This is a genomic window from Bhargavaea cecembensis (assembly GCF_000826125.2).
GTDB lineage: Bacteria > Bacillota > Bacilli > Bacillales_A > Planococcaceae > Bhargavaea > Bhargavaea cecembensis_B.
Map to the genome: position 1 here is coordinate 571421 of NZ_LN651373.1, position 23004 is coordinate 594424.

The 23004-nt window shown below is 58.8% G+C and carries 19 protein-coding genes; 6 read left to right on the top strand and 13 right to left on the bottom strand.

What is annotated here, in order from left to right:
* The coding region (locus BN1189_RS08460; protein WP_040227368.1) for a transposase at window positions 1–663 on the top strand (663 nt) is incomplete at its 5' end.
* Here BN1189_RS08460 and BN1189_RS08465 read toward each other — a convergent pair.
* From BN1189_RS08465 to BN1189_RS16280, 8 genes are all read right to left on the bottom strand, one after another.
* A complete protein-coding gene (locus BN1189_RS08465) occupies window positions 573–1883 on the bottom strand; it encodes a GTPase family protein (RefSeq protein WP_040227371.1) in 1311 nt (436 codons plus the stop codon). The two genes, BN1189_RS08460 and BN1189_RS08465, sit on opposite strands and share 91 nt — an antisense overlap.
* Window positions 1884–2119: 236 nt before the next feature.
* On the bottom strand, window positions 2120–2536 hold the full coding sequence (locus BN1189_RS08470; protein WP_040227372.1) for a pyridoxamine 5'-phosphate oxidase family protein: 417 nt from the start codon (window positions 2534–2536) through the stop codon (window positions 2120–2122).
* A 71-nt stretch (window positions 2537–2607) separates the two neighbouring features.
* On the bottom strand, window positions 2608–4077 hold the full coding sequence (locus BN1189_RS08475; protein WP_040227373.1) for an alanine/glycine:cation symporter family protein: 1470 nt from the start codon (window positions 4075–4077) through the stop codon (window positions 2608–2610).
* A 279-nt stretch (window positions 4078–4356) separates the two neighbouring features.
* Window positions 4357–6894 (bottom strand): bifunctional 2',3'-cyclic-nucleotide 2'-phosphodiesterase/3'-nucleotidase, encoded by a 2538-nt coding sequence (locus tag BN1189_RS08480; protein WP_040227375.1) that lies wholly within the window; start codon window positions 6892–6894, stop codon window positions 4357–4359.
* A gap of 124 nt (window positions 6895–7018) precedes the next feature.
* Window positions 7019–7681, bottom strand: a complete 663-nt coding sequence (locus BN1189_RS08485; RefSeq protein ID WP_040227376.1) for an HAD family hydrolase — start codon at window positions 7679–7681, stop codon at window positions 7019–7021.
* 34 nt (window positions 7682–7715) lie between these two features.
* Window positions 7716–8078, bottom strand: a complete 363-nt coding sequence (locus tag BN1189_RS08490; protein ID WP_040227378.1) for an SCP2 sterol-binding domain-containing protein — start codon at window positions 8076–8078, stop codon at window positions 7716–7718.
* A gap of 81 nt (window positions 8079–8159) precedes the next feature.
* The gene (locus BN1189_RS08495) at window positions 8160–9371 is read right to left on the bottom strand and encodes a DUF819 family protein (RefSeq protein ID WP_040227380.1); all 1212 of its coding nucleotides are present in this window, start codon (window positions 9369–9371) and stop codon (window positions 8160–8162) included.
* A gap of 370 nt (window positions 9372–9741) precedes the next feature.
* A complete protein-coding gene (locus tag BN1189_RS16280) occupies window positions 9742–10302 on the bottom strand; it encodes a collagen-like protein (protein WP_218922847.1) in 561 nt (186 codons plus the stop codon).
* 644 nt (window positions 10303–10946) lie between these two features.
* Between BN1189_RS16280 and BN1189_RS08505 the strand changes: the two genes are divergently transcribed.
* The 3 genes from BN1189_RS08505 to BN1189_RS08515 are packed head-to-tail and all read left to right on the top strand — an operon-like array spanning window position 10947 to window position 14379.
* On the top strand, window positions 10947–11825 hold the full coding sequence (locus BN1189_RS08505) for a mandelate racemase/muconate lactonizing enzyme family protein (protein WP_257125401.1): 879 nt from the start codon (window positions 10947–10949) through the stop codon (window positions 11823–11825).
* A 14-nt stretch (window positions 11826–11839) separates the two neighbouring features.
* The gene (locus BN1189_RS08510) at window positions 11840–12970 is read left to right on the top strand and encodes a mandelate racemase/muconate lactonizing enzyme family protein (protein WP_040227383.1); all 1131 of its coding nucleotides are present in this window, start codon (window positions 11840–11842) and stop codon (window positions 12968–12970) included.
* On the top strand, window positions 12967–14379 hold the full coding sequence (locus tag BN1189_RS08515; RefSeq protein ID WP_040227385.1) for a YfcC family protein: 1413 nt from the start codon (window positions 12967–12969) through the stop codon (window positions 14377–14379). The genes BN1189_RS08510 and BN1189_RS08515 overlap by 4 nt, the downstream gene beginning before the upstream one ends.
* Window positions 14380–14829: 450 nt before the next feature.
* On the opposite strand, the gene BN1189_RS08520 is transcribed toward BN1189_RS08515, so the two are convergent.
* The 3 genes from BN1189_RS08520 to BN1189_RS08530 all read right to left on the bottom strand — a co-directional run bounded on the left by BN1189_RS08520 (window position 14830) and on the right by BN1189_RS08530 (window position 17594).
* Window positions 14830–16008 carry a M20 metallopeptidase family protein gene (locus BN1189_RS08520; RefSeq protein ID WP_040227387.1) on the bottom strand — a complete coding sequence of 393 codons (1179 nt, stop codon included), beginning with the start codon at window positions 16006–16008 and terminating at the stop codon, window positions 14830–14832.
* A 223-nt stretch (window positions 16009–16231) separates the two neighbouring features.
* Window positions 16232–17119, bottom strand: coding sequence for an SDR family oxidoreductase (locus tag BN1189_RS08525; protein ID WP_257125402.1), 888 nt, complete (start codon window positions 17117–17119; stop codon window positions 16232–16234).
* 88 nt (window positions 17120–17207) lie between these two features.
* Window positions 17208–17594, bottom strand: coding sequence for a UPF0158 family protein (locus BN1189_RS08530; RefSeq protein ID WP_040227390.1), 387 nt, complete (start codon window positions 17592–17594; stop codon window positions 17208–17210).
* A gap of 94 nt (window positions 17595–17688) precedes the next feature.
* On the opposite strand from BN1189_RS08530, the gene BN1189_RS16090 reads away from it, so the two are divergent.
* Window positions 17689–18837: an SEC-C metal-binding domain-containing protein gene (locus BN1189_RS16090; RefSeq protein WP_218922848.1), complete on the top strand. Its 1149-nt coding sequence runs from the start codon at window positions 17689–17691 to the stop codon at window positions 18835–18837.
* Window positions 18838–19281: 444 nt separating this feature from the next.
* Window positions 19282–19851 carry a hypothetical protein gene (locus BN1189_RS08540; protein ID WP_143242282.1) on the top strand — a complete coding sequence of 190 codons (570 nt, stop codon included), beginning with the start codon at window positions 19282–19284 and terminating at the stop codon, window positions 19849–19851.
* Window positions 19852–20273: 422 nt separating this feature from the next.
* On the opposite strand, the gene BN1189_RS08545 is transcribed toward BN1189_RS08540, so the two are convergent.
* Together BN1189_RS08545 and BN1189_RS08550 are read right to left on the bottom strand one after the other, a co-directional pair.
* Entirely contained in the window at window positions 20274–21785 is a 1512-nt protein-coding gene (locus BN1189_RS08545; RefSeq protein ID WP_052455766.1) for a DASS family sodium-coupled anion symporter, read from the bottom strand.
* A gap of 205 nt (window positions 21786–21990) precedes the next feature.
* The gene (locus BN1189_RS08550) at window positions 21991–22884 is read right to left on the bottom strand and encodes a TetR/AcrR family transcriptional regulator (protein ID WP_052455767.1); all 894 of its coding nucleotides are present in this window, start codon (window positions 22882–22884) and stop codon (window positions 21991–21993) included.
* Window positions 22885–23004: the final 120 nt, after the last annotated feature.

Below are 23004 nucleotides of genomic sequence, written 5' to 3' on the forward strand. Positions count from 1 at the left end.
GAACAATCGCGCAGTTATAAGAAAAACGCATACAACGCCAAGAACTGGGCGTATCACGAAGAGGATGATCTGTTCGTCTGTCCGAACGGACGGAAAGTCCGCTTCAAGAAATACATGAAAAAGAAAAATGCGTCTGGCTTCGTCCAGGATTTCAAAATCTATGAGTGCGAGGATTGCAGTGACTGCCCGTTGAAAGCACTGTGCACCAAGGCAAAAGGGAACCGGCAGGTTCACTGGAATCCGATTTATGAGGAATTGAAGGCCAAGGCAAGAAAAGCCCTTGATGATGAAACCCTAAAACAGATCTACGCCCTTCGGAAAATCGAAGTGGAGACAGTTTTTGGGAATCTCAAGGGCAATTTGGCGTTCCGTCGATTCCATCTTCGAGGGCTGGATAAGGTTCACTTGGAGTTTGGAATCCTGGCACTCGCCCACAATTTCCTGAAAGTGGCGGGCATCCTGCGGATGCCTTCTGCCAAACATATTCAAAATAAAAGGAAGGAGGCGAAAAACGATTTGTTTTTCGCCTCCTTCATCATTTTAGGGACTTATCGGACAGCCCCTTTTCATCATTATTTGTCTTCTTCCTGTTGCTCTTCGTACTCTTTCCGGGCGTCCTGCACGACTTGCCCGAGTTCGTGTTCCGGCACACCGCGCAAATAGTAGGCAACGGCGGCTTTGCCGATGGCGTAGGTGCCGCCGCTCGCGATGCCGGCGCTGATGGCGGAGCCGGCGCCGGGGAAGAGGAGGTTCGCCAGTTTGCTTCCTTGCTGGGCGACCATCCTCAGCGTGAACCCGGTCGCGCCGATGCCGCCGAGCGAGACGAGCAGCTCACGGGCGGTGCGGAATTCCAGTTCCCGTCCGGACAGGTACGCGATGATCATCAGCAGGATCGACTGCAGGGTGAGCAGCACGGCGATGTCCGTCGCGATGATCGGACTGAGCGCGACCGTCGCGCTCAGCGCGGAGAAGATTTTGATGAACCGCTCAGAGATCCGGATGGCGACCCGGTTCAGGCGCACGGTGAGTCCCAGATGGATCGCCGCCCGCACGTCCAGGCTTTCTTCCAAAAAATCGAGAAGCTCCTCGATCCCGCGACGTCCGTCGAATCCGATCCGCAGTTCGTGCCGGTCATTCTCCGGCATGGCTTCCGGATCCCGGTCCCATTCGATATAGGAGGAAACGGGCAGGATGGCCGTCGCCTCGAGGCCGTGTTCGGCGAAGATGCGCTCGAGCTGTGCTTTCTTTTCACCGATCAGCCTCAGTTTTTCATCCGGATAACGGTCCGGTTCCTTCACCCGGGACGGATTCAGTTCGTCGATATGCGTCAGGATCGCGACAAGCGGGAGGTCGCCGCCGGTCTTGTCCATGAGCTGCTTCGTCGCGATGACGTCTTTGTCGATGTGCGCCCGCTCGGTCGCTTTCTGCAGAAAGAGCAGCGCATCCGGCCGGAATTCCCGGACCACTTCGGACAGTTCATCTTCGGCTTTTTTGTCGAACGTCTCGGATTCGCCGATGCCGCGGGTGTCGATCACTTCGAAGTAAACCTGCCCGTCCGCCTCGTATGTGAACTTCCGGGCTTCCTTCGTGCCGATCTCCACATCGCTCACTTCGGCGAGGTACATGCCGCTCATCGCGTTGACGAGGCTGCTCTTGCCGACACCGGTCCGGCCGACGAGGACAAACCGCGGCGGCCGCGGATTTTTCAGGCCTTCCAGCAGATTATTCAGGTCATCGTCATCCATGATCGCCTCGGTCAGCTTTTTCCGCTGTTTCTCATTGATCAGGTTGCCCGGGACTTTCTGCAGCAAGTCCTCTATGTAATTGTTCAGGTTCCCGATATGGGTGAGGCGCTTCTGCATTTCCTCGGATTTCGGGTTCATAGCGGCCGCTCCTTCCGTAAAATCATTTGACTCCATTATGACCCTATACCCCCGATTGGCGCCATCAAGACATCCAAACGACGGGAGAAGGAGGACGGACTGCGAAAGGAAAAATAAACCCGGACGGCTCAAAGCCGGATGTGCCCGGCTCGCACCCGAATGCACCCGCTCCGTCCGAAACACGCGGCCCACGCCAAAACCGCCCCGGTCCATAGAGACCGGGGCGGTTCTTGCGATCAGGACAGCGAAACGTCCTGCGGGGGTTCACCTTTTTTGTTCATGACGCGCATCGATTCCGGCGTCACTTTCAGGATGACGAGGTCCGGGTCGTCCGGACCGCTGAACCAGCCTTTCATGGCGTCGTTCCACACTTTATCGATGAGCCCTTCTTCGTCCGTTACCGAGACGGTGGCGAGGATTTCAAGGAAGTCGTCGCCGAATCCGTCGCCGTCATATCCGATGAGGATGTGGGTGTACGGATTGGATTCCAGTTCATCGACCTTGTCGGTTTTCTTCGAAGTCGCCGTGTACAGCGTGAGTCCGTCGTTGAAGAACGTCATATACCGGCTGAACGGCTTTCCGTCCTGGACGGTCGCCATCGTTCCGACCATGCTTCCGTCCAGGATTTTCTGTGCAGTTTCCTTTGCGGCCAATTCGATCCCTCCTGTTTGGTCAATCCTCCGTATCATTCCCGCCGGGGACCCTGACTAAACGGAGCGACGGGTCACTTGCCGCGGTCCTCGTAGAAGACTTTGAAGTCCGGGTCCACCGTGCCGATGTTGAGATGGCGCGCTTTATAGTCATTGAGCAGGGCGAAGAACTTTTTGCTCAGGAAGAGGATGACGACCAGGTTGATGAATGTCGGGATCGCCGTTGTGATGTCCGCGAAATACCAGACATATTTGCCCGGGAGCTGGTAGACGACCGCGTAGATGACGAGCAGCAGTCCCGGCAGCGGATACACCCACTTAAACAGGAAGAGGATCCGCTTTTTCATCGGGATGCTCTGGTCTTTTGAGAAAATATGGCGAAGCAGGATTTCATAATACGTGTACCATCCGGTCGTCGTCGTGAGACCGAACAGGAAGACGGAAAGCGTGATGATGTACCGTCCCGTTGTGCCGATCCCTTCCTCAAATGCGGCGAGCGTCAGGCTGGCGCCGTCCAGTCCGCTCGACCAGACGCCCGTCGCGATGATCGTGAGGGCGGTGATCGAACAGATGACAATCGTGTCGATGAACACTTCGGCCGCGCCCCACATCCCCTGTTTGACCGGGTGGTCGGTCTTCGCGGTGGAGTGGATCATCGGCGACGTGCCCCAGCCGGCTTCGTTGCTGTAAACGGCGCGCGCGACGCCCATCTGGATGACCTGTGCGATGGCGGCGCCCGTGAAGCCGCCGACTGCCGCCGTGCCGGAGAACGCACTTTTGAAGATCAGTTGAAAGACCGGAATGATCTCTCCCGCGTTCGAAAAGATGATATACAAGCCGGCGAGAAGATAAAAGGCGCACATGAACGGGATGATCTTCGCGGCGGTTTCCCCGATGCGCTTGATGCCCCCGACGATGATCAGATAGATCCCGACCACGTAGATGAGGGAAGAGGGGATCAGGCCGAATCCGAATGTGGAATCAATCGCCTCGGCGACGGTGTAGTTTTGCAGGGTGATGAAGAAGGTCGCAAAGATGCCGAAACCGAACAGGACGGCCGGGATCTTCCACCACTTGATGTTGTGTTCCTCGCCGAGCCCTTTCTGCATGTAGTAGGTCGGTCCGCCGTAAGGGTCTCCCTGTTCGTCCGTGTTCCGGTAATGGACGGCGAGCGTGACTTCCACCATCTTGGTCATCATGGAGAAGAGGGCGATGAGCCACATCCAGAACACGGCTCCAGGCCCGCCGACCGCGATTGCCGTGGCGACGCCGCCGATGTTTCCGACGCCGACGCTTCCGCCGATCGCCGTGCTGACCGCCTGGAACGGCGTGAGGATCCCTTTTTCAGTATCCCTCTGGCTCCGGTCGCGTTCCCGTTCCTTTTTCGAAAACACTTTGCCGAATGTCGCTTTGAAAATATGAGGAAGATGCGTGATCTGGAAGACCTTGCTTCCGACCGTGAAGTAAAAGGCGACAAATAAGACCGTGAAGATCAGCGGCAGTCCCCAAAGCCAGTCGACAATCTTTTCCAACAGTACATCCATTCGTTGATCCCCCCTTGATTTTCAAATCCTCTTGCAGGTTCAGCCCCGGGCATCCGGAACTGCCTTTCCCGATCACCTCCAGCACTTTGCCTTGCCCATCCATCCGACGAATTCATTGCCTGCCGACAGGATTAGACAATATGATAGCGTTCTTCATGCTAGAAAGGAACTCTTTTTAGAATAGTCAAAAATATATATGAGAAAAGGACTGCCGTCCGATGCGAAAAAAAGCGGGACCGTCCGTTGTTTCGGACAGTCCCGCTTTTGGAGGGCGGTTATTTACTTCTGGATGGAAAGTGAAATGACCTTTGCGGCGTGGGAGCGTTTTGCCTGGCCTTTCGGATTGAAGTTGCGGTTCGGTTCGCCGGTCATGAGGCCGAGTTCATGGGCAAGCGCCACTTCGTCTTTGAACCATGGCGCCACTTTGTCGAAGTCCGGATAATCCGGCATCTTCGAGGCTTCGTGCTCTTTGCCCGTCTTGACGTTGTACGCGCGGACGATCATCGCCGCCATTTGTTCGCGGCTGATCGGCACGGCGGAGCCGAAGTTCTCGGCCGTTTTCACGGTGATGCCCTTTTCGATCGCAATGGCCAGTTCGTCATTGAACGGCGTGGAACTGTCGCTCAGGCCGAGAGAACGGACCGTCATCGACATGAACTGGCCGCGGGTGATCTGCTTTTCCGGCTTGAACGTCCCGTCCGGATAGCCTTTGATGACTTTCATCGACGACAGGTGATCGATGTAGGATTTTGCCCAGTGGTCCGAACCGACGTCTTTGAACGATATGACCGGTTCGGGTGCCGGAATGTCCTTTTTGCCGAGGTCGATCGTGAAGATGCCGAATCCGTCTTTATCCTTCTCGCCGGTGTAAGTGATATGGCCGGCGTCTGTCGTATATTTCTCGGCCGCCGGGCTGGAAATGAACGTGACGTTCGGGTTGCCTTCAAGCGGTGCGATCGACCAGTTATTGTCTGCCGCCGGGTTGATTTTACCCTGGTCTTTAATATAATCCATCAGCACCTGGCGGTTTTCCTCCGCGGAATCAACGATGAGCGGAGCATCCTTGACGTGCGGGAAGTAACCGCCGCCGCTCTGTCGGTAGTTGTTCATGATGAGGACGAATTCCTGGTCGTCTTTCACCGGCTTGCCTTCAAACTTCAGATCGGCGACACGCGTCGAATCCGCGTTGATGAGCTTGCCGTCGGCATCATATTTCGCCGGCTTCGTCACGTCGATCTGGTAGGTGACGCCGTCCACGATGTCAAAGTTGTATGAGCGGAAGTCCGGGTTGAGGAGCGGCTGCTCTTTGTCTGACGCCGGATCGATCTGATTGAAGTTGGCTGCGGAGCGGTCGATGTAATCGCGCAGTTCGCTCCCTTTCAGCAGGATGGCCTTCAGCGTGTTGTCATGGAGATACAAGTCGCCGGCACTGCGGATCGTCAGGTCGCCTTCAGGAATATCGGTGTACTCCGTGACGCCGTTTCGGCCGCCCGCCTTGAACGGGGCACCGGCTGACAAGATCGGCGTATTTGCATATTCAGGGTTGTTCAGCTTGATGAACTCTTTCGCATACGCCTTTTGGGCGTCCGTCACGATCTGGACCGACGGATCGTCCTGGACGAGTGCGAAGTAACTGTAAATCGGTGCAGTGGTCGTGCCGAGTTTTCGGTTCGTGTATTCGATGACTTTGTCGTGGGCTTCCTGAAGCGCTTGCTTGAGCTCCGGATCTTCGTCGAAGCCGATCACCGGGCGCACCGAGGACTGGCCGTCCGCCACTTTCCATCCGTCGCCGTCCGGCTCGATCGTCAAGTCGATGACGCCGAGGTATTCGCCACCGTAGCCGGCTTCAACGGCAGGGACGCCGTTGATCGTCCCTTTTTCAGGGTTGATGGAGGCGATTGCCCGGTCCCCGTCCATGAACTTGGAGGCAAGCGTGCCGCCCGGGGCCGCAGGGAATACATCATGGCCGTGCCCGAATGCGATGGCGTCCACGCCGTCGACGAGGGAAAGCGGCAGGACCGCATTTTCTTCTTCTGCATTTTCCGTGACGGCGTCTTTATCAAAGCCGGAGTGGGTGAGCGCAATGACGACGTCCGCGCCTTTTTCCTTCATTTCCGGAACGTATTTCTCGGCCGACTCGACGATGCCTTTCGTGATCACTTTTCCTTCGAGGTGACCTTTGTCCCACATCATGATCTGGGGCGGCACGAAGCCGATATAGCCGATCTTGATCGTCTGTTCGTTGCCGGCTTCGTCGGTGACGACTTTGTCCTGGATGGAATACGGCCTGAACATGAGCTCGTCGTTGTCCGGGTTGCCGTCGCCGTCATCCTTATAGACGTTTGCACTCAAGTACGGGAAATCAGCCTTGCCGTACGTTTTCCCCTGATAGTCGAGGCCGTAGTTGAATTCATGGTTGCCGAGCGTGACGGCGTCGTATTGCATGGCGTTGAACGCCTGGATCACCGGATGCACGCCGTCATCGCCGACCGGGTCGACAGTCGCGAAATAAGTGCCGAGCGGAGTGCCCTGGATTGTGTCGCCGCCGTCGACGAGGACGGAGTTGGCCACTTCGCCCCGTGCCTGCTTGACGGCCGATGCGACTTTGAGAAGGCCGAGCTTGTCGTTGGCCGCCCCTTTGTAATAGTCGTAGCTGAACAGGTGTGTGTGCGTGTCGGACGTTTCGAGGATGCGCAGTTTGACTGTGTTGTCCTGTTCCGCGGCGGAAACTGAAGCGGGAACAACGGTGCCGAGCAGCATTCCGGCAGACAAGAGAAGGGATCCTGCGACCGGGGCCGTTTTATTCGGTGGTTTCAAATGATTCAATCCTTTCAGATCAGATTAAGGTCAATGATAGTTTAGCATTCTATTAATCATTGGCATATGTGAAATTCACATAAAAAGAGGCACCCGCGCGTCAGATCGCGCATGGTGCCTCCGGTTATTCAACAATTTCCCAGCCGCGTCCTGCGGCGGTTTTCCTCAGGGCGTCTTCCGGACAGACGGCGACCGGGTGGCCGGTGAGCTCTAGTACGGACAGGTCGGACATCGTGTCGCCGTATGCCGAGCTTTCGGCCCAGTCGACTTTTGCATCGCCGAGCGTCTCCAGGATCCGTTCGTTTTTCCGTTCCGCGCGAATGTGGCGGATCGCATCGTCGCCGCCGAAAGTCCCGTCCCGGTAGGGGATGTCCGTGCCGATCACGTCATTCACCGGCAGTCCCTGCACGACTTCCTCAAGAAGCGGGGTGAAGGCGCCGGACACGAGCATGACCCGGTCGCCGGCAGCTGCATGTTCCCGGACCCGGCGTTCGATCTCCGGATTGAAGCCGCTCCGCATCTCTTCCGCCATGCCGCTGAAATAGGAATCGAGCTCCTGCTGCGAAAAGCCGGCGAACGGCGACAGGTAAAGCTGCATGGACTTTTCGCGCATGACCGGGGAGGGGACGAGTTTCAGCTTGTATCCCGTGTAGAGGGGCAGAATCCGGCGGAAGAACTTCCCGTACAGCTTCCCGTATTCCGGGTGGTGCTTCAAGTGCTTCATCATGAAATCGAATGTTTCATTTTGGTAAAGCGTTCCGTCAAAGTCGAAAATCGCGACGCGCAAGGCGTTCCCCCCTTTCCCGGCATGGCCGGTGCCTTCAGCCGGAGAAATCGTATTCCTTTAAGAGCTGTTCGAGCTTCAGTGCGAAGCCGACATTGCCTTTCACTTTCAGCTTGCCGGTCATGAAGGCGGCCATGCTGTTCAGATCGCCGGTGAGCAGTTTGCGGAAGTGCTTGCCGCCCAGTTCGAGCGTGCAGGCGGCTTCCTCGGGGCTGCCTTCCAGCACGTCCGCTTTCCCGTGGTCCAGAAGCAGCTGCCACCGGCCGTGTTCGTCTTTCCCTTCCACAAAAAATTCATACCGGACGTCCTGATCCTTGAACGGTTCCGGATTGGCGTCCAGTTTCTCTTTGATCAGTGCCCAGATTTCATCGAGCGAAAGCCCGTCGAGCGGATTCCCCATCATGCAGTCCCCCCAAAAGTAAAGTGAATCACTATTCATTCTATGGGAGGCTGGGGGTTTTGGCAATACTCGGAAGGAGGATCAAAGGCCGGCGAGCAGATTGCCGACGATCGTGCCGAGGTAGTTGCCGATGATATAGCCCATCGTCCCGACGAGCATGACGGGCACGATCAGGTTTTTCCATCCTTTGGCGATTGCCATCGCCGCGGCCGTCGTCGGCCCGCCGATGTTCGCATTGCTCGCGACGATGATTTCCTCTAGGCTGAATTTCATCGCCTTGCCTGCCGTGAACGTGACAATCATGTTGAGCAGGACGATGATGAACACGAAGATGAGCAGGAGCGGCGCGTTCTGGACGAGCAGGGGAATCGAAGCCGGAACGCCGATCACGACGAAGAAGATGTAGATCAGATAAGTGCCGATCTCCTGCGCGCCGTGCAGCGAATCGAAGAACTTCGGCATGAGCGTGACGGCTGCAACAGTGAGCGTTGTGAGCATCAGATAGTTGTCCCCGAGCAGTCCGCCGAGGAGCAGCCAGCCGGCGCCCTCGTCCGGGATGACCGAGCCGAAGAATTCCGCGATCTTGAACGAAACGGCGACGATGAGGAACGCGCTGCCGACGGACAGGGCGATGTCTTTGAGCGAGATGTCCTTCCGCTGCCAGTATGACCCGGCGAGCGTTTCCGACTGCGGGTCGGCCGATGCTTCCACTTCATCGATATGCGGAGTCGGGAACTTTTTCCGGAAGAAGCTGATGCCCGGGATGGCGATGAGGACGAAGAAGTAGATCGCCATCATGAGGTTGTCCGCGACGATCGTCGAGGAGATCATTCCTTCGCTCGTTTCGAACTTGGCGGAAAGCGCGGCGAAGTTCACCCCGCCGCCGATGTAGGATCCGGTCATCATCGCAGCGATCCGGTCAAGTTCGGGAATGAACCGGCCGAGGAGGGAGAAGGCCGCAAAGACGCCGACGACAGTTCCGACCGAACTGATCAGGAACAGAAGGAGCAGGCGGCCGCTTTCATTCCATACTTTTTTCAGGTTCGCCTGGTAGAGGAGGAGCGGGATGGCGAGCGGGATGACATAGCTCCAGACGACATCATACGCGGGTGCATCGACCGGGATGATCTTCAGATTGGACAGGATGAGCGCCCCGACGAGCGCGATGATGGCGCCGGATACTTTCGACGCCCATTTGTATCGTTGTTCGAGCCAGATGCTCGCGGCCGCCCAGCCGGCGAGAAATGCCCAGAGCAACCACGTGTCGTCCGGCTTGATGAGAGTGGTATCCATGGAGAACCTCCTTTTTGTCCATTATATAATGAAGGGCCAAGCGGTTGGCGGGGTGTTGTGAAAATAGGTCCGGAGAAATGCAAAAGGAGCTCCCGTTAGAGATTGATCGGGAGCTCCCTTCAGATTGGCCGGTCATCCGACCGCGAAGCGATCTGCGTGTTTAGAAGGATAAGAAATCCATGAGACACATGGGGGAAAAGTTAATGTGCTTGCACCCGGCCTCGGTCCAATGACACTCGGCCGTCCTCCGATTACACTCGGCTCCGCTCCGATGACACTCGGCTGCCCTCCGATTACACTCGCATCATCCTCTGAATTTCCGACTGAGGAACTCACATAAATTTTGGATACGATCCGCAAAGCCTCCGGTTTAAACGGGAGGCAGCTGTGCGAGCCGCTTGAACACGACGGACGCGGTGACGACCGGCAGCGATCCGCCGGCCTCCGGGCTCAGATTGGCATTGTTCGGCTCGGATGTGTGGTTTCGGAGCGTCAGGACGTCCCCTTCTTGAAGAGTTGTAACGAGAAGCCCGACCGGCATGGCGTTGCCGGACTGGATGCCGTAGCGGGAACCGGTCAGCTCCCGGTCATTGACGAACACCGCCCACTGGCTCACGTTCCGTGAAGTGACGGTGAAGGTGATTTCATAAATGCCGCTCCGGTGGATCACGATCTCGGCGTCGCCGGGCCGGTGCCCGATCCCGCGCGTCATCAGACCGTTATGGCTGAAACATAGAGAGTGGCCGCGCGGAATCCGCTGATCGCCGATATTGTAAACATACGCATACTCCGCAATCCCTCCGGGCGGGCCGGTCTCGCCTGTTGCCCCTTTATCTCCTTTCTCGCCTTTTTCCCCTTTGTCGCCTTTCTCTCCTTTTGGTCCGGGTATCCCCTGAGCGCCTTTTTCTCCTTTCGGTCCGGCGGGTCCCATCGGCCCCTGGTCGCCCTCGGGTCCGGGGATTCCCGGTTGTCCCTGAATGCCTTGTGGGCCCGGGTCTCCTTTCGGTCCGGCGGGTCCCATCGGCCCCTGGTCGCCCTCGGGTCCGGGGGTTCCCGGTTGTCCCTGAATGCCTTGCGGTCCCGGGTCTCCTTTCGGTCCGGCGGGCCCTGTCCGCCCTTGTGGCCCCGGTTCGCCGGGCAAACCTTGCGGACCCGGGTCACCCTGAGCGCCGCGGGGTCCTGGACGGCCTTGGGCCCCGGCCGGTCCCCGTTCTCCCGGCAGCCCGTCTTTTCCGGGCGGGCCCTGCATGCCGGTATGTCCCCGGGGACCCCGGTCGCCGCGTTCCCCTTTTTCTCCCGGGGGTCCCGGTTCGCCCGCCGGCCCTTGAGGTCCCGTAATGCCCCGAGGTCCGCGGCGGCCCCGGTTGCATTTCTTGCAGCCGTCTTCATTTTTGCAGCAGTTGCACGTTCGTCTGTTCACGATCCATTCCCTCCCTCGAGACCAGTGTATGCACGGGAAGGGGCCGGGCCAGGGCGCGGATCAGCTGGATGTTTCAGGAATAATGGTTCTGAATATACATTGATTTCGAATAAAGATGCCGATAGACTAGAGAAAAACTGAAGAGGTGGACATCCATGATCATCACGAGTGCAACAATCCATGCGGTCCGGTTCCCGCTGCGCGAACCATTCATCATTTCCTACGCGACGTATCCGGACATGCCGTCCGTGATCGTGAAGCTTGAGACAGACAGCGGGCTCACCGGATACGGGGAAGCCGTTCCGGACGAACATGTGACGGGGGAGTACTTCCTGTCCGCGTTTGAAGTACTGAAGGAGATTCTCATCCCGGCCGTGATCAGGGAAAATCCGTTTAACATCGAAAAGATCCACGGGAAGATGGATGCGGCGATCTGGGGCAACCCGGCGGCCAAGGCGGCGATCGACATCGCGTGCTACGACCTGATGGGGAAAGCGGCCGGGCAGCCGGTCTTCAATCTGCTCGGCGGCCGTGCGCACGACCGGCTCGAGTACCCGCGCGTCCTGAGCATCGAGGCGCCGGAAGTCATGGCCGAAAAAGCGGTGAAGGCGGTGGAAGACGGATACTCCTCGCTGAAGCTGAAAGTCGGCAAGGGAGATCCGATGGAAGACGTCGCCCGCATCAAGGCGGTCCGCAAGGCGGTCGGTCCCGAATTCCCGATCCGGGTCGATGTGAACCAGGGCTGGAAGACGCCGGGCACGGCGGCCGCCGCCATCCGGGAGCTCGAAGGGGAAANCTTGAGGTCCCGTAATGCCCCGAGGTCCGCGGCGGCCCCGGTTGCATTTCTTGCAGCCGTCTTCATTTTTGCAGCAGTTGCACGTTCGTCTGTTCACGATCCATTCCCTCCCTCGAGACCAGTGTATGCACGGGAAGGGGCCGGGCCAGGGCGCGGATCAGCTGGATGTTTCAGGAATAATGGTTCTGAATATACATTGATTTCGAATAAAGATGCCGATAGACTAGAGAAAAACTGAAGAGGTGGACATCCATGATCATCACGAGTGCAACAATCCATGCGGTCCGGTTCCCGCTGCGCGAACCATTCATCATTTCCTACGCGACGTATCCGGACATGCCGTCCGTGATCGTGAAGCTTGAGACAGACAGCGGGCTCACCGGATACGGGGAAGCCGTTCCGGACGAACATGTGACGGGGGAGTACTTCCTGTCCGCGTTTGAAGTACTGAAGGAGATTCTCATCCCGGCCGTGATCAGGGAAAATCCGTTTAACATCGAAAAGATCCACGGGAAGATGGATGCGGCGATCTGGGGCAACCCGGCGGCCAAGGCGGCGATCGACATCGCGTGCTACGACCTGATGGGGAAAGCGGCCGGGCAGCCGGTCTTCAATCTGCTCGGCGGCCGTGCGCACGACCGGCTCGAGTACCCGCGCGTCCTGAGCATCGAGGCGCCGGAAGTCATGGCCGAAAAAGCGGTGAAGGCGGTGGAAGACGGATACTCCTCGCTGAAGCTGAAAGTCGGCAAGGGAGATCCGATGGAAGACGTCGCCCGCATCAAGGCGGTCCGCAAGGCGGTCGGTCCCGAATTCCCGATCCGGGTCGATGTGAACCAGGGCTGGAAGACGCCGGGCACGGCGGCCGCCGCCATCCGGGAGCTCGAAGGGGAAAACCTGAATTGGATCGAGCAGCCGATCCGGATGGGGGACATCCGCGGGCTTGCCGACGTGCGGCGGAAAGTGGCCGTCCCGATCATGGCGGATGAAACGCTCCACGGCATGGAGGAGCTTCACGAGATCGTCCGGCTGGAAGCGGCGGACGTGCTGAACATCAAGCTCATGAAATGCGGCGGCATCTTCCCGGCGGTTCATATCGCGAAGGCGGCGGAAGCAGCGGGGCTCCAGTGCCAGGTCGGCTCGATGGTCGAATCGTCGGTCGCTTCATCCGCAGGCTATCACGTCGTCTTGAGCCGCTCCAACATCCGCAGTTCCGAGCTCTCCGGCCCGCTCCTCTTCAGCGAAGACATCGGCGACCTTCGGTACGAACTGCCGGAAGTCCTGCTTTCGGACAAGCCGGGCCTCGGCATCGAAATCGACGAGGCGCAGCTTGAAAAGCTGACGGTGAAGAAAGCGTCCGTCGGCGGCGGGGAGGGAGGCTCATGAGCAAGGAAGGGACAGAAACGGGGAAGAAGAAGCGCTGGATTCCCCATACATATGCGATCCTGCTCGGAATCATGGTGCTCGCCGCGGCACTTTCCTATATCATCCCGGCGGGTGAGTTCGAGCGGATCGAAGAGGACGGCCGGACGATCGTCGTCCAGGGAAGCTATGAGCAGATCGAGCAGCACCCGGTCGGCCCGTTCGACCTGTTCAAGGCGATTCCGGAGGGGATGAGCGCCGCCTCGCAGATCGTCTTTTACATCTTCCTCGTCGGCGGGGCATTCGGCATCATCCGCGCAACCGGTGCGATCGAAGCCGGTATCGGACGCGTCGTCCATAAACTTGAGAATAAAGAAAAGCTGCTGATCCCGGTCACGATGTTCCTCTTCTCGGTCCTCGGTGCGACAATCGGCATGTCCGAGGAATCGATCATCTTCGTCCCGATCGGCATCGCGGTCGCCCGCGCGCTCGGATTTGACGCCATCACGGGAACGGCGATGGTCGCCATGGGGGCGGCGGCCGGGTTTGCGGGCGGCATGATGAACCCGTTCACCGTCGGAATCGCCCAGTCGATCGCGGAGCTGACGATCTTCTCGGGGATCCTTTTCCGTTCATGTGTGTACGTGGTCATCCTCGGATTCGGCATCTGGTATGTCATGCGCTACGCGGACAAAGTGAAAAAGGACCCGGCAAAAGGGGTCATGTATGACATTGAGATGAAAGTGAAGGGGGACAATGCGGACCGGGCGGCGGATGAGTTCCAGCAATTCAACTGGCGCCACGCGATGGTTTTCCTGTTCCTCGTCGCGGGCCTGTCCATCAACGTCTACGGCGTGTTCCAGTGGGACTGGTTCCTCACTGAACTGACCGCTTCGTTCCTCATCATCGGATTCGCCGCAGGGATTGTCGGGAAGCTCGGTATCAACGGGACGTTCGATGCGTTCGTCGACGGCATGAAAGTGATCGCCTTCGGAGCGATCATCGTCGGCTTTGCACGCGCCATCCTCGTCATCATGGAACAGGGCTTCATCATTGACACCGTCATCAACGCGCTCGCCTCGATGATCGGCAGCCTGCCCGCCTCGCTGAACGCGGTCGGCATGTACTTCACGCAGGTCGTCATCAACTTCTTCATCCCGTCCGGCTCCGGCCAGGCGGCGACGACGATGCCGATCATGACGCCGCTCGCGGACCTGCTCGGCATGGAACGCCAGGTCGCCGTACTCGCCTACCAGTACGGCGACGCCATCACAAACTCGATCATCCCGACCTCCGCTTCCCTCATGGGATACCTCGCGGTCGCGGGCATTCCATACGAGCGATGGGTCAAATTCATCTGGAAACTCATCCTCGGCTGGCTCATCATCGCACTGATTGCACTCGTCGTCGCCGTCATGATCGGCGTTTCCTGAAGAATCAAAAGCTGTGCTGCGGCACAGCTTTTTTGATGCGGAGAAAGAGGGGAGCGAGGTGGGATGTTGGGCGGGTAAAATCGGAGTATGGCGTGTGGAATCGGAGTATGGGACGGAAAATCGGAGTATGGGACGGAAAATCGGAGTATGGGACGGAAAATCGGAGTAAGGCGGTTGAAATCGGAGTATGGGACGGAAAATCGGAGTATGGCGGTTGAAACCGGAGTATGGGACGCAATTTCGGAGCGTGGAGAGGAATCGGTAAGCCGGATGCGGTCTGTCGTCGCTCACCTTGCCGAAGTTGACACTCACACTGCCAAAGTTGCGACTCGCCTCCTCAAAGTTGATACCCAACCACTCAAAATTGACACTCGCTCTGCCAAAGTTGACACTCACCCACACTCACACTCTAAAAAAAGGCTGTCCGCTGACGGACAGCCTTTCCCATTCTTATTTCTCCTGAGCTTCAAAGAAGATGGCGGCGAAGGTGGTGGCGGCCATCGGCAATGCCGGTTCATAGAAGTCGAACCGCTCGTGGTGGTGCGGGTATGCCTTTTCTGCGTCCGGTGCCAGGGCGCCGACGAAGAAGTAGGCGCCCGGCCGGTGCTGCAGGTAATAAGAGAAGTCCTCTGCAGGCATGACGGGATCGATTTCCTGATAGGTCTCCGGCCCGTAGGCGTCTTCGACCGCTTTTTCGAGGATTTCGATGCCCTCGGTATGGTTGATGACGGTGTCGTAGCCTTTGGTGACATCGACGTCGGCCGTGCAGCCGAACGCCTTCGCCGTATATTCGGCGATTTCCTTGATTCGCTCCGAGGCGAGTTCTCGAAGTCCTTCATCGTAGACACGCATCGTTCCTTCCAGGACGGCCGTTTCCGGAATGACGTTCGCGGCCTGGCCGGCGTGGAAGCTGCCGATCGAGACGACGAGCTGTTCGAGCGGAGGCGCGTTGCGGCTGACGATCGACTGGAGGGCGGTCATGATGTGGCTGGCCGCGAGGATCGGGTCCCGTCCCGTATGCGGCTCGGCGCCGTGCGATCCATGGCCGTTCACCTGGATGCGGATCGTGCTTTCCGCTGCCTGCAGATAACCGTCGCGGCTGTAGATCTTGCCGTACGCCATCTGGGACTGGAGGTGAGCACCGAACACCATGTCGACCCCGTCCAGGCAGCCGTCTTCGATCATGCCGATCGCGCCGCCCGGATTCAGTTCCTCGGCGTGCTGGTGGAGGAGCACAATATTGCCTTCAAGCTCATCCTTCACTTCATTCATTGCCTTGGCGAATAAAAGAAGGGAAGCCGTGTGGCCGTCGTGCCCGCAGGCGTGCATGACGCCGGGAACGGTTGACTTGTACGGCACGTCTTTGGCGTCCTGGATCGGCAACGCATCGAAATCCGCCCGGAACGCGATTGTCTTGCCGGGCTTGCCTCCGCGGATCAGACCGACGACACCGCGGCCGCCGACATTCCGCCGCACTTCGATTCCAAGATTTTCGAGATAGTCCGCAATATAAGCGGCGGTATTCTCTTCTTCGAAGCTCAGTTCGGGATGCATATGCAGATGGCGCCGGATCTGGACCATTTCATCCAGGGAACCGGCGATCGTTTCATAGATGGATTGCTTGTTCATTGAATTCTCCCCTTTCCGACAATAAGTATAACATCCTCATGGAATGCGAATAGATAGAAAGGCCACACGAATAGATAGAATGAGCTCACGAATAGCTAGAAAGACCACATGAATAGCTAGAAAGACCACATGAATAGCTAGAACCGCTCTCCACGCTCCGCAAAACGCTGCACAAGAAATGCCGGCACCCGCTTTTGCGGATGCCGGCCGTGATGTCAGTGAATCAGCTCGTGAGGAAGTCGCCGCCGTCGATGTGGATCGTCTGGCCGGTCATGTAGCTGCCGTCCTTGGAGGCGAGCAGCACGTAGGCCGGGGCAAGTTCCGCCGGCTGGCCGCGCCGCTTCAAGGTTGTGTCGCTGCCGTGCTTTTCAACTTTTTCGGCGTCGAACGTCGCCGGAATGAGCGGTGTCCAGATCGGTCCCGGAGCGACCGCGTTCACCCGGATGCCCTTGGACGCGATATTCTGGGCGAATGAGCGCGTGAAAGCGGTGATGGCACCCTTCGTCGCCGAATAGTCGAGCAGTCCCGGCGAACCGTTGTACGCGGTGACGGACGACGTGTTGATGATGCAGTCGCCGTCTTTCAAGTAGGCCATCGACTCCCGGGTCATGTAGAACAGGCCGAAGAAATTCGTCTCGAATGTGTTTTTCAGCTGGGCGGACGTGATCGCCTCGATGTCCTTTTTCGGGAACTGCACACCCGCGTTGTTGACGAGAATGTTCAGGCCGCCGAACTCATCGGCCACCTGCTTGAGCAGATTGCGGCAATTCTCTTCATCGCGCAGGTCCGTCTTCACCTTCATTGCGCGCCCGCCGTATTTCTCGATGTCGCGGACCGTCTGCTCGGCATCGCCGTCTTCCGCATCAGCAAGGTAAGCGATCGCCACGTCCGCGCCTTCCTTGGCGAACGCAACGGCGACGGCGCGCCCGATGCCGGAGTCGCCGCCGGTGATGAGCGCTTTTTTCCCTTTCAGCTTTCCGGAACCTTTATATTCCGGGTCGTCGTAGATCGGCTCGGGCTTCATTTCCGATTCGACGCCGGGCTGGAAATCCTGTTCTTGCGGGGACACTTCCTGATCCACTTTTTCATATTCGTTCTTTTCTTCTGGCAACAATAAAACCTCCTTCATCCAATTTCGGATGGGATTTTGATCAACCTGCCGGTCACACACTGCAACGGTTTCTCTGCTCACACAAACGTCAGATGCCGTCCATGTCGAAACGGATGCCGTGATTGCTGCACCATTCATTCAGCAGCCGCTGGCGGGCGAGTTCCCGGTAGTTTTTCCAATCGTGCAGCAGCCCCTCCTGCTGGAGCAGCTCCTCAAACTCTTCGACAGGCCGGTTGTACGCGAAAATTTCTCCGATCCGGTCCTGAAGAGCAGGGCGGTCCTGGAGTGTATGGGTGAATTCCACCCTCATCTGCTGGTCGGTCGTGTCGTCGAACCGGGGGAGCTCGATGTACCGGTTCTCATCATGGTGGACCTCATGCTGGATGACTTGACCGGACTTCCGGTCATACCAGGACGGTTTCTCAAAGTGGGCGGCCTCGTAAAGGTCGCGATAGGCGATTCGGGTATGCTCCATCCGCCGGATCCCTTCCTTTCGTGTTTCTCCCTTTCATATACCCCGCCCGCCGCAGCCGGTAAACAGGCCGGGGGGTACACCGGAGAGCGATGCAGTGGTAAAATGGTTGGGCAGCTTTTTTAATAGCAAAGGAATGATGGCAGTGATCGGACGCAATGATCCATGCCCGTGCGGCAGCGGGAAAAAATATAAAAAATGCCACGGCAGACAGGAGGGCGGGGCAGAAGCGCTCGCTGAAGCGGAACTCAAGCGCATCATGTCCGCCTATATCCGGAATGCGCCGTCCAGTCTCGGACGGGAAGAACTGAGCCTCCATATCAAAACGTGGATGACCCATCTGGGCGGGCTGATGGAATCGGATGTGATCGAAGGTGCGGCATTCGAACACTTCCTGTTTTCCGTCCACCGTCAGGAGTGGCAGAAATACTTGGACGACATGCTGGCCCGGACCGGCCGCGAAGAAGTGCGGATGGTTCTTCGTTCCTGGCAGGAGCCGTTCATCCTCCTCGCCAAGCTCGAAGGCCGGGACTCCGGCCATTTCGTCCTGGAAGATGTGTTCGGCGAGGCGGTCCGGACAATGAAAATCGCCGGCGACACCGATGCGCCGGACGGCACGGTCTTCTTCGGAACCGTCCTGCCGGATCCGCGTGAGCGGGACAACGGAATCCAGCCGGTGACGATGCTTTACTCCATCCCGGCCGGCGCCGCGGGAATCACCGGACGGATCCGGAGGCTGGCCGAGTCGGAGGGAAGGGTTCCGGATGCCGGATTCCTGTCCGATCAGCTCATGGAGGTATTCGGCCTCCTGTTCACTCCGTGGGACAAGGAAGAAGAGGTCCTCGCAGTGCCGGCGGAAGAGGATTCAATCCCGGCTCCGGCCGAAGAGGCGGAAGTCGAGGCGGCCGCCGCAGAAGCCCGGCAAGGGAACGCGCCAGAGACGGCCACGCTCACCGGCGGACAGGCCGGCGCCGTCACGATGCTTCTGCAGGCACTGGAAGAAGACGGAGCGGCCGCCCCTGCAGCCACCCGCCTCCAGGAGGAAATGACCCGGTACTTCGTCGAAGAAAATCCGATCGTCCGCAAGCCGGGCGGGATCGTGGCCGGGCTGTACCTGGCCGCCGGGAATGAAGGACTGCTGGCCGGCACTCCGCTCACCGCAAAGGAAGCGGCCAAACGGTTCGGCGTATCCGAAGCGACCGCCCAGAAATACGCGGGCGTGCTTGCAAGTCGTCTTGGAAAATAAATCAACATGAAACAGCCCTGCCCGGGAGATTGAACCGGGGCAGGGCTGTTTTCTGTTCGCTTTTACTTTATCCAGCTGCGGGCGGCAGGGGCTCGGGGTCATAAGTCATGCCGCGCCGCGGATCAGGATCCGCTCTGCGTCCTGCCTTATGCCTGTCGCCCCTGACCAGCCGCCCTCCGCTTTTACCCTATCCAGCTGCGCGGGCCAGCCCCTCGGGGTCATAAGTCAGCCGGCTTCACGAGGCAGGCCTCGCTACGCCGTCCGCCTTATGCCTGTCGGGTCTGTGCAGGCCCGCTCCGCTTTTAATATATCCAGCTGCGGGCGGTAGGGGCTCGGGGTCATAAGCCGGACTGCGCCGCGAGGCAGGCCTCGCTCTGCATTCCGTCTTATGCCTGTCGCCCCTGACCAGCCGCCCTCCGCTTTTATAGCAGCCCTNTCCAGCCGGTGACGATGCTTTACTCCATCCCGGCCGGCGCCGCGGGAATCACCGGACGGATCCGGAGGCTGGCCGAGTCGGAGGGAAGGGTTCCGGATGCCGGATTCCTGTCCGATCAGCTCATGGAGGTATTCGGCCTCCTGTTCACTCCGTGGGACAAGGAAGAAGAGGTCCTCGCAGTGCCGGCGGAAGAGGATTCAATCCCGGCTCCGGCCGAAGAGGCGGAAGTCGAGGCGGCCGCCGCAGAAGCCCGGCAAGGGAACGCGCCAGAGACGGCCACGCTCACCGGCGGACAGGCCGGCGCCGTCACGATGCTTCTGCAGGCACTGGAAGAAGACGGAGCGGCCGCCCCTGCAGCCACCCGCCTCCAGGAGGAAATGACCCGGTACTTCGTCGAAGAAAATCCGATCGTCCGCAAGCCGGGCGGGATCGTGGCCGGGCTGTACCTGGCCGCCGGGAATGAAGGACTGCTGGCCGGCACTCCGCTCACCGCAAAGGAAGCGGCCAAACGGTTCGGCGTATCCGAAGCGACCGCCCAGAAATACGCGGGCGTGCTTGCAAGTCGTCTTGGAAAATAAATCAACATGAAACAGCCCTGCCCGGGAGATTGAACCGGGGCAGGGCTGTTTTCTGTTCGCTTTTACTTTATCCAGCTGCGGGCGGCAGGGGCTCGGGGTCATAAGTCATGCCGCGCCGCGGATCAGGATCCGCTCTGCGTCCTGCCTTATGCCTGTCGCCCCTGACCAGCCGCCCTCCGCTTTTACCCTATCCAGCTGCGCGGGCCAGCCCCTCGGGGTCATAAGTCAGCCGGCTTCACGAGGCAGGCCTCGCTACGCCGTCCGCCTTATGCCTGTCGGGTCTGTGCAGGCCCGCTCCGCTTTTAATATATCCAGCTGCGGGCGGTAGGGGCTCGGGGTCATAAGCCGGACTGCGCCGCGAGGCAGGCCTCGCTCTGCATTCCGTCTTATGCCTGTCGCCCCTGACCAGCCGCCCTCCGCTTTTATAGCAGCCCTATCCATTTCCAATAAGTAGCGCTGAACACGAGGATGAGGATGTAGCCGATGATCGTCAGCGGGACGCCGGATTTCAGGAAGTCCTTGACCGTGAAGGCGCCGGTTCCGTAGGCGAGCATGTTCTGCGGGGCGCTCACCGGCAGCAGGAAGCCGAACGAGATGACGAACTGCTGGATGAGGACGAACCCGACGCTTTGTTCGCCGAGCGCGAGCGTTGATGTGAGGGCAATGAAGATCGGGATGAGCGCGGACGACAGGCTCGTGGCGCTGGCGAATCCTAAGTGGATCAGGATGTTGAAGATGGAGACGAGCGCAATCGTGGCCAGAAGCGGCATCTTGTCCAACCCGACCGAGCCGAACACTTCGTTGGAGAGCCACTGGGCGCCGCCGGTGTTGAGCAGGATGGTTCCGAGCGCGATGCCGACCGCGAACACGATGATCGTGCCCCACGGGATCATCTTCTCGGCGGTTTTCCAGGAGTCGAAGATGCCGATCTTCGGGGTCAGCATGATGGCGACGGCGACGAGCGTGACCGTCGTCGTGTCGAACGGATGGAGCTTTTCCTCGGTTGCCCAGAGGAGGAGCAGGACCACCGACAGGACGATCAGTCGGATTTCAACAGGCTTCAGGTGGCCGAGTTCGTGCAGCTGCTTGTTGATCACTTCGCGGCCGCCTTCGATGTTGTCGGTCTCCGGCTTGATGAGCCGGATCATGACAAAATACAGGACGACCGACATGATGATCGAGAACGGAGCGGCATACAGGAACCACGAGCTCCAGGCGATCGTCTGGCCCATCTCTTCTTCGATGAAACCGATGGCGACCATGTTTTGCGCCGCCCCGGTCTTCAGCCCGATGTTCCAGATCGAGACGGCCTGAACGGCGGTGATGACGAGAAGCGCCGCGAGCCGGCTGTTGTTCGGCAGGCCGAACGCTGCGACCATTCCGAGCAGGATCGGGACAACCGCACCGGCACGCGCGGTCGCGCTCGGCACGAAGAACGCCAGGATGATCGAGACGATGATCGCCCCGATGACGATCGCGCTCGTCTTCGTCCCGACCCTCGACAAGATCCAGAGGGCGAGCCGTTTGTGTAAGTTGGTCGCCTGCATGGCGGCTGCGATGAACAGGGCACCTGCAACGAGGGCGACGGCGCTGTTCGAGAATCCGCCGAGTGCGAGCTTCAGTGCGCCTTTCGTGCCGAGCAGTTCACCGGGGTTGTCCATATCGGGTGCCATGCCGAGAAGCAGGGCGATCAGCCCGATGATCATGGCGGCACTCACCGGATATGTGACGGCTTCCGTCATCCAGACGATGACCGCGAACGCCAGGATGGCGAGTGCCCGGTGTCCCATCACCGGAAGCCCCTCCGGGGACGGAAGAACCAGGACGATGATTAATGCAAGAAATGATAAAGCCAGATAAAGCGGCTTCCGGTTCGGCTTCTTCTTCTCGGGAGCGGCCGGGCCGGCTGGCCGGTTGTTCGTGTTTTCTGCCATTCCATCTACCTCCCCGCCCGAAATTTCGCCGGGCTCTTCTTTCAATAGCATTATTACCCGCCGGGAGGGAAGGAATAACAGCGGGATCCGGAATAAGTCCCGTTCCGAATGAAAAGCCGCGCAGCGGGCGATGTCACCCGGCTGCACGGCTTTGCTTTAAATGAAGGTTCATCCCCGTGAATTGGGGAAACCTACAGGGAATTGCTCAATTCGCCTCATCCGGCTGATCCGGCTGCGGCTTGGTGATCTGCCAGAGGTCTGCCATGGCGGTGCGCGCCTCGGATTCAGCGGGCGTGCCTTCGAAGAGTTTCCGGAACGGTCCGGCGACGGTGCGCACGAGCAGATGGCGCGGCTGGCCGGATTGAAGTTCGGATGAGAGGAATCCGGCGTATTCTTCTCCTGTTTCCCGGTGCTGTTCGGGAAGGGTGCCGGCGAGCTGCCGGATCTGTTCGGCTAGCCTTGCGGGAGAAATGCGCACGGGTCCGACTACCTCACTCACGAACCGGCCCGGCTGGAGCATGTATTCATTGTGTTCGGCCAGATCGGCGAGGATCGCCTCCATCCGTCTCAGGATGTAGTCGACCAGTCCCGGGTAATCCACCGGCGCCTTCATGGCGGACTGGAGCTGGAGGAACTGGATCAGCATGCCGAACTGGAGAACAGCCGCATCGGCTGCGTACGGACGGGTCCATTCTCCATACACTTCGACGATCCGGCGCTCGGTCCAGGCGAATTCGGACAGCCGGATGCTTCCCATGAACTCCCTCAGTTCCGCATCGCCGGAGTGGAGGATCGCCTCGTAGAGCGGAAGGAGGTTCTGGTCCCGGTTGAGCCGAAGCCGGATGATGATCTGCTCGGCGAGGACTCCCGGGCCGTCCGATCTGTCCGAGGCGATCTCATCCCTTAGGACCGCAGACTCCTCCCAAGACTGCTGGATGATCGCCATCAGGCATTCATTTTTCGATGTGAAATAGTTATAGAAGGTTCCCTTGGAAATGCCGGCTTCGTCCAGGATATTCTGGATCGATGTGTGGGCAAATCCTTTTTCGAGGAACAGCCGCCGTGCCGCAAGGAGGACATGCTGCTTACGTTCGTTCAATTCAATCACCTTTCGATCGGGGCGTTTGCAGTTTTGTAACCGTTTTTATACCGTTGGTCCAATGCATCGGTTCTGCGTCTATTGTACTGTTTTAATGCCGGTTGCACAATTTTTTAATGT

Bases quoted from the DNA above. Each gene is read 5' to 3' on its own strand.
- BN1189_RS08465 (WP_040227371.1), bottom strand. From the start codon at position 1,883: ATGAACCCGAAATCCGAGGAAATGCAGAAGCGCCTCACCCATATCGGG.
- BN1189_RS08475 (WP_040227373.1), bottom strand. From the start codon at position 4,077: ATGGATGTACTGTTGGAAAAGATTGTCGACTGGCTTTGGGGACTGCCG.
- BN1189_RS08490 (WP_040227378.1), bottom strand. From the start codon at position 8,078: ATGGGGAATCCGCTCGACGGGCTTTCGCTCGATGAAATCTGGGCACTG.
- BN1189_RS08495 (WP_040227380.1), bottom strand. From the start codon at position 9,371: ATGGATACCACTCTCATCAAGCCGGACGACACGTGGTTGCTCTGGGCA.
- BN1189_RS16280 (WP_218922847.1), bottom strand. From the start codon at position 10,302: ATGGGACCCGCCGGACCGAAAGGAGAAAAAGGCGCTCAGGGGATACCC.
- BN1189_RS08510 (WP_040227383.1), top strand. From the start codon at position 11,840: ATGATCATCACGAGTGCAACAATCCATGCGGTCCGGTTCCCGCTGCGC.
- BN1189_RS08515 (WP_040227385.1), top strand. From the start codon at position 12,967: ATGAGCAAGGAAGGGACAGAAACGGGGAAGAAGAAGCGCTGGATTCCC.
- BN1189_RS08520 (WP_040227387.1), bottom strand. From the start codon at position 16,008: ATGAACAAGCAATCCATCTATGAAACGATCGCCGGTTCCCTGGATGAA.
- BN1189_RS08530 (WP_040227390.1), bottom strand. From the start codon at position 17,594: ATGGAGCATACCCGAATCGCCTATCGCGACCTTTACGAGGCCGCCCAC.
- BN1189_RS08545 (WP_052455766.1), bottom strand. From the start codon at position 21,785: ATGGCAGAAAACACGAACAACCGGCCAGCCGGCCCGGCCGCTCCCGAG.